Annotated in this window: 9 protein-coding genes and 1 pseudogene; 9 read left to right on the top strand and 1 reads right to left on the bottom strand. The window is 56.6% G+C overall.

The genetic code is table 11. The features are described from left to right. The first annotated feature begins 89 nt into the window (after window positions 1–89). Complete coding sequence (locus OVA10_RS23100) at window positions 90–305, top strand: helix-turn-helix transcriptional regulator (RefSeq protein WP_050862691.1); 216 nt, start codon at window positions 90–92, stop codon at window positions 303–305. 1,029 nt (window positions 306–1,334) lie between these two features. On the opposite strand, the gene OVA10_RS23095 is transcribed toward OVA10_RS23100, so the two are convergent. Next, the gene (locus OVA10_RS23095) at window positions 1,335–1,469 is read right to left on the bottom strand and encodes a hypothetical protein (protein ID WP_268196961.1); all 135 of its coding nucleotides are present in this window, start codon (window positions 1,467–1,469) and stop codon (window positions 1,335–1,337) included. 171 nt (window positions 1,470–1,640) lie between these two features. On the opposite strand from OVA10_RS23095, the gene OVA10_RS23090 reads away from it, so the two are divergent. The 8 genes and pseudogenes from OVA10_RS23090 to OVA10_RS23065 form a co-directional block, all read left to right on the top strand. Further along, on the top strand, window positions 1,641–2,276 hold the full coding sequence (locus tag OVA10_RS23090; protein ID WP_268196960.1) for an inovirus Gp2 family protein: 636 nt from the start codon (window positions 1,641–1,643) through the stop codon (window positions 2,274–2,276). Window positions 2,277–2,348: 72 nt separating this feature from the next. Further along, a complete protein-coding gene (locus tag OVA10_RS23085) occupies window positions 2,349–2,594 on the top strand; it encodes a DUF7828 domain-containing protein (protein WP_268196959.1) in 246 nt (81 codons plus the stop codon). 153 nt (window positions 2,595–2,747) lie between these two features. Next, window positions 2,748–2,894, top strand: coding sequence for a putative zinc ribbon protein (locus tag OVA10_RS26210; RefSeq protein ID WP_442787998.1), 147 nt, complete (start codon window positions 2,748–2,750; stop codon window positions 2,892–2,894). 377 nt (window positions 2,895–3,271) lie between these two features. Continuing rightward, window positions 3,272–3,526 carry a putative zinc ribbon protein gene (locus OVA10_RS26205; RefSeq protein ID WP_442788000.1) on the top strand — a complete coding sequence of 85 codons (255 nt, stop codon included), beginning with the start codon at window positions 3,272–3,274 and terminating at the stop codon, window positions 3,524–3,526. Window positions 3,527–3,698: 172 nt separating this feature from the next. Further along, the gene (locus OVA10_RS23080) at window positions 3,699–3,947 is read left to right on the top strand and encodes a hypothetical protein (RefSeq protein WP_268196958.1); all 249 of its coding nucleotides are present in this window, start codon (window positions 3,699–3,701) and stop codon (window positions 3,945–3,947) included. A gap of 142 nt (window positions 3,948–4,089) precedes the next feature. Next, window positions 4,090–4,512 (top strand): putative zinc ribbon protein, encoded by a 423-nt coding sequence (locus OVA10_RS23075; RefSeq protein ID WP_268196957.1) that lies wholly within the window; start codon window positions 4,090–4,092, stop codon window positions 4,510–4,512. Beyond that, complete coding sequence (locus OVA10_RS23070; RefSeq protein ID WP_268196956.1) at window positions 4,500–4,886, top strand: putative zinc ribbon protein; 387 nt, start codon at window positions 4,500–4,502, stop codon at window positions 4,884–4,886. The genes OVA10_RS23075 and OVA10_RS23070 overlap by 13 nt, the downstream gene beginning before the upstream one ends. A 352-nt stretch (window positions 4,887–5,238) precedes the next feature. Continuing rightward, window positions 5,239–5,603 (top strand): annotated as a pseudogene (locus OVA10_RS23065) (transposase); the annotation flags it as partial.

The following is a 5,603-nucleotide window of genomic DNA, read 5'->3' as shown; positions in this document are numbered from 1 at the left end:
TGGTATGAGAACGATGACCGTTCCTCATCCTGTGGCAACCGGCATCGTCTCCTGTGGCACATCGCCAGACTTAATCCAGGAGCAACCCCATGAACGACACACCCGCATTACTGAACGACACGCTTGTTGATATGACTTTCATCACCACCTGCACCGGCATGACCGACAAATGGTTCTACAGGCTGATAAGCGAGGGCAAATTCCCGAAGCCAGTTAAGCTGGGGCGCAGCTCCCGGTGGCTGAAAAGCGAGGTTGAAGCCTGGCTGGCTGAGCGGATAGCGGCCTCACGAACAGAGGCCTGCTGAGGAGGGTGACTTTATTTTTGAGTGAGGCTAACTCGAGAGTAACTTTTCGGCTTAAAACAGCAGAAATACACCGTCCATGCTGTGATTTCACACCGCGCTCCGGTGGTGGCTAATGTCGGTAATAGTATTATTACCTGTTACATTAAAAGTATTATCACACGTTCCATTACCAGTATTGCTAACTGTTCCAGCCAGCTTAATGAGTATTACTGTCATGAAGAAATCCGTCAGGTAATTATTTATCATCAGGTGGTTCTCATCAGGAGTCTTGTTATTACCGTCAGGATTGAACATCATTTCGATGGGTATTTTATCAGTCTTGCTACAGGTTGCATTACGATTACGCTAATTCCACTACAACTCACACAAGTACTACACATGCGGTTAAGAGTGCTTTAAGTAAAATCACTTCACTTAAATCTTATTTTGATTAGTACTGCCGTCAGGGATAGCTCAGCCAGAATAGTCTTTTCTTCGGGTGGTTCTCATCCTGCTTATTGCTATTGCCGTCAGGTGTAACCGTCATTTCAACGGGTATTGTTACGCGTGGAAGGGTACGGCTTTCAGTGAATCTATCCTGGGTAAAACGCATCCGAATTTATTAACGTTCAGGCAGGCTTCTCTCCGCTGTGATTATTATCAGGGACCTCTTCCCGGGAGGGGGATCAGCGCGATTCGTCTGGTGCAATTACGCCAGGAGCGAACCGATCGCTGTTCATCCGGATGATGACTAACCGCCAGGAGGGAGGTCATCAGGCTTCAGATGACCCGCTGCAGACGTTATTAACCTCAGGGGTATCCATTCAGGGATCGCCGTCGAAATGGCTGTCAGTGAGCGTAACGATTCACCCGGTTGTCCTGCCACCACGAGAGTATTCCTGCTCCGTTAAGTCCCGCAGGCGTATTCATTTCCTCCGTTCGGCCCCGATCCTGCACGAGGTGTTTGATTATCCGGCATAAGACGGTTCATCGCGACGCCGGGCATGTTCCTGTTCCTGGCAGCGGTAAAACCCTTATCGGTTCCTGGTGTCAGCGCCGGGCATCGCTTGTGTTCGCCATCGTATCTGCGGGGTCAGGGAAGCGCTGATGGCCTTTAACGGGGTTCTGTTGCAGCAGGTGCGTCAACGCCATGTCGATCCCTTCCGCGGGAGGCCAGGGCAGCATGGGGCCTGCCAGACGCGGTGACGATCCGGGGGCACCTTTCCCGCGTAACGCCGTCGTACTGGCGGCTCGCGTTTTTAACCTTTTGCTACTCCATCACCGTTCATTTTCCCCCTGCGCGGCGTGCTCCCGACGTGCGTCTGCGCATCCGTATTGCCATAAAGGAGCTTCACCATGTTTGAACCGGATTTATACGATCGCACTCAGGGACCGCTGAATGCCGATTACCTTGACATACTGCACAGGGTGACCCGCCTCGCGCTGGATGATCACCCCCGGACATTAGCCGTGCGGGTGGATTTACACTTCTCGCCGCGATGGTTCAGCGATGACGCGCTCACATGCGTACCAAACTTATCCGGTTGTCCGCTAAGCCGGTTTACCGCATCCCTGAAAAGCAAAATCAGTCATTACCGGCACCGGCTTAAGAAACAGGGCAGGCAGGCCCACCGCTGTACGCCGCGTTATGTCTGGATCAAAGAAATCGACAGCGCCGTCCACCACCATTACCACCTTGTGCTGTTCTTCAACAAAGATCTCTTCTGGCAGCTGGGGGCATTCGATCCGGCAAAATCGAGCCTGTGCACCCTCATTCAGGATGCCTGGTTAAGCGCGCTGAACCTGAAGGGACACGATGAACACCGGGCCCTGGTGCATTTTCCTGACAGGGCGAGCTGCGTGCTCAACACCAGGCGTGCCGATTTTCACGACAGTTACAGCAGGTTCATGTTCCGTGCCAGCTACCTTGCCAAAGAGCGAAGCAAGGCGTACAGCCCGGCGGCCCGGTCGATAGGGGCAAGCCAGCGGTAAGTTTTTACCGCGGTGCACCATATTCTGGACAGCGGCTCTGCTGTCCGGACTGCGTTAACCCTCAGGAGTCATATGGAACAAAAACCGGTGCCTCATGCCGTTATCGAATTCGGATACCTGGTATCAGCGGAAGGTATGAGGGCACCCTGGAAATTCTGGTGCGTCCACTGCGACTGCCCGATGGAAATCGTGCCCGCCACCGACGAGGTGCTGGCGCATTTTCTGCATATCGTCCCTGAGCTGACGGAACGGGGCCTCACCACCTGCCCTTACATCCCGCGCCCGCCGAAAGGAGAACCCACAAAACGCAACACCTGACGTGATGCGCCACGCCAGCGAACCGCCGCGACCGTGACCCTGCCAGTCAGAACGTTATCCGGCCCTCCTTAACCTGCACACGCCCTGCCGCATGCGACGTTCGCTGAACCTGTCGCAGGGCTTCCCGTGCCATTGATACAGAAAGGCTATCCCATGAACCACCCCATTTATGCTTCAGCAACCCGCTGGGTTTGCACGCAGTGCCACCGCCAGTTCAGCGGGGCTAAATCCTGTTCTTTCTGCCGCAGCGCGCTGTTCAGCGTGCCGCTCCTGACCCGGGGCATGCGCGATGGACGGTAAGCAACCCGTGGCTGATGCAACCCTGCGCCTGCTTCGCGCGGCGCCCGAACCGGCATTGCTTGCGCTGCGCGCAACGTGCCTGTTACCGGCTCCGCCGACGTACATCCGAATGTTATGGGGCAGATCTTCCGCTGCCGCCATGCCGATCCTGGTGCTGCTCAGTCAGCACAGCGTTTACAGCCTCCGGCAATATGCGTCCCTGCATCGCCCCTGCGTGAGACCATGCCGCTGTCACCGGTCCTTCAGGGAGAGTGAGATTGTACTTTACCACCACCATCAGTTACGCCATCGGTGCCGGTGGCAGACGCGTGCGGGCTTCAGCGCCGGGCCTCAGCGACCGGGTTCTGTATGTCTGTGAAGGCTGCGGCGGCACGCTGATGCTGACGACCCTCGATGGCGTTCGCCAGTTTGTGCACAGCCTGCACAACAACGTGGCGATCGTAAAAGCGGCGACGTGTCCGCGCATGCCCCGTGAGCGCAGGCGCACGGCCCGCCAGGCCACCGTGACGCAGCGCTGGTACTGCATCCCTTGCCGGACCCGCTGGTACGGGCCCCGGATGTGCCCGCGCTGTGAGGACGATCAGTGCGCCATACCGGCCTTAAGCCCCCCGGCCCTCAGCAGGCCGCGGTGATTTTTTATATCCCCGGAACAGTTTTTGAGGCGAGGCCACGAAGCCTCCCTCTCCATTTTCAGCAAAGGTAAAACATGAACATGATAAACATTCACGCCGCGTGTGCGGCCGGTGAACAGCCCGTCGCGCTACGTCGTCACCAGGACATCAGGCGCATGCAGGAGGAAACCCGATGGAGCCGGTAAAGGTTATGTATGTCCTGAACGAACACGGTGATCTGGTTTATGCGCAGGATGCGTGGTTTATCTGGCGTCATTACTGCGTGCTTTGCGGTGCGCTGATGGTGCCGGTGGCCGAAGCCGTGTTCGATTTCGACCATTTTATTCACGATCCGGATGCCGCCGCGCCCGAACAGAACAGGGGATGCCCGCTGCTGGAGAAGGCTGACTGCGCCGACGACAGCGACAGCCCACTCCCGTAGCGCCCGTGCAGGATACAGGGGACGATCGGCCGATCCTCCCCGCTTCCTGCGATATCCCCAACCCCGCTGTTCACACGTCATCAGGCTGTCCGTACCGGGACGCCAGGCGCCTGCGTGTCGTATGGCGGTAAGGAGAACCACGATGTATGCCAAATCTTTCATGGCCCTTGACGGTCATGGTCGTCTCACCGGAGCCAGAACGGCACAACGGTATCCGTATGACCGCTACACCTGCCACCTGTGCGGCAGTACGCTGCGTTACCATCCTGAATACAACACTGAGCGACCGTGGTTTGAACACCGGTCCGACATGCTGACAGATAACGGGGATCGGCATTGTCCGTATGTCAGACCTGAGCCTGAGGAGGCCCGTCTTACCCGGCAACTTAAATATTATGTACCCCGTGCCCGCCCGCGGGTTTATCAGTATGACTGGCACTGCAGTGGCTGCGACAGTCATTACCATGGCGAGCACTACTGCCTGAGCTGCCGGACCGGTGAGTTCAGCAGGACGCTCTCTGATGCGGAAATCCGGATGGCAGAGGTAACGGCATGCGCCTGCTGAAATGTTACCTGGCAAATGACCGTGAAGGTCACTTTGTGACGGCCGGTGAGGCCATGAGCGCACAGGGGCAGATATGGAGCTGTGCTTCCTGTGGATGTCGTCTGGTACTGCATGCCGGCACTTTCAGCGACCCGGCGTGGTTTGAACACGATACGCTGGCCGTGGCCCGGGATGTGCTGATGAACTGCGCTCATCTCGACCCGGAAGTGAAAGCGGAGGCCCGGCACAGGAAGCTGCGCAATATGCTCAACGGACTGGATGCAACGGTAATGACGCTGTCCTGGTACTGCGCGTGGTGCGGGGATCGTTACCATGGTCTGAAGCACTGTTACCGGTGTCAGACCGGTATCTACAGCATCGACGAAGTGAACTAGCAGAGAAACTACTGCTGCAGTATCAGGTAGTCCCCCATCCTTATGAACCCGATACCACCGCAGAGGGGGCGCCCTGATTTAATCCAGAGAGCGTTTGCATTGTGAATCAATCTTATATCCGGGCGTCTGATGCCGTCAGCCGCGTGCGTTTCTGCAGCGGGCCGTTGACTATGACCCGGAACTGGTGGCACTCAGCGTTACGCCGGGATTGCCGTACCGCGAGAGAATGGCCGATTACCGGTCATTGATTCTGCGTTTGCATACCGAAGTCAGGCTGCGAACTGGTGAATCAATCGAACGTTTAGGTGACTGGCGGAGCTTATCGCTAGAGTTGCTTCCGCATCGGATCCCTATAGCAAAGCAAAAGTTTAAAATCCCCAACGTGTCAGCTTACAACAACGCGCTCAGGCAGCATGGTTCGATTACAGTCTGGCTTGATGAATCAGCTATTGCTGCATGGACTGACAGCTCACAGCCTGAAGGCCGTAGCCGATCTCTCCACTACACCGATATGGCGATCAGCCGGGTTCTGATGATGAGCGCGTGTTCAACCTGCCGCTCCGGGCATTAGCTTCATTGACCCGATTTTTACCTGATGGTTCTGCCGCTGCTCTGACTACGCTCAGGTCAGCAAACGTGCAAAGCGCGCCAACATCTGCATAAAGACGCCAGCCCGGGGGAAATCTCGACTCTGGTTACCGATGCTACTGGCCTGAA

Origin of the sequence: Lelliottia sp. SL45, assembly GCF_026672535.1 — a bacterium.
Taxonomy (GTDB): Bacteria; Pseudomonadota; Gammaproteobacteria; order Enterobacterales; family Enterobacteriaceae; genus Enterobacter; species Enterobacter nimipressuralis.
The sequence above is the reverse complement of the archived record's forward strand: the minus strand, read 5'-3'. Positions and strand labels throughout refer to the sequence as shown.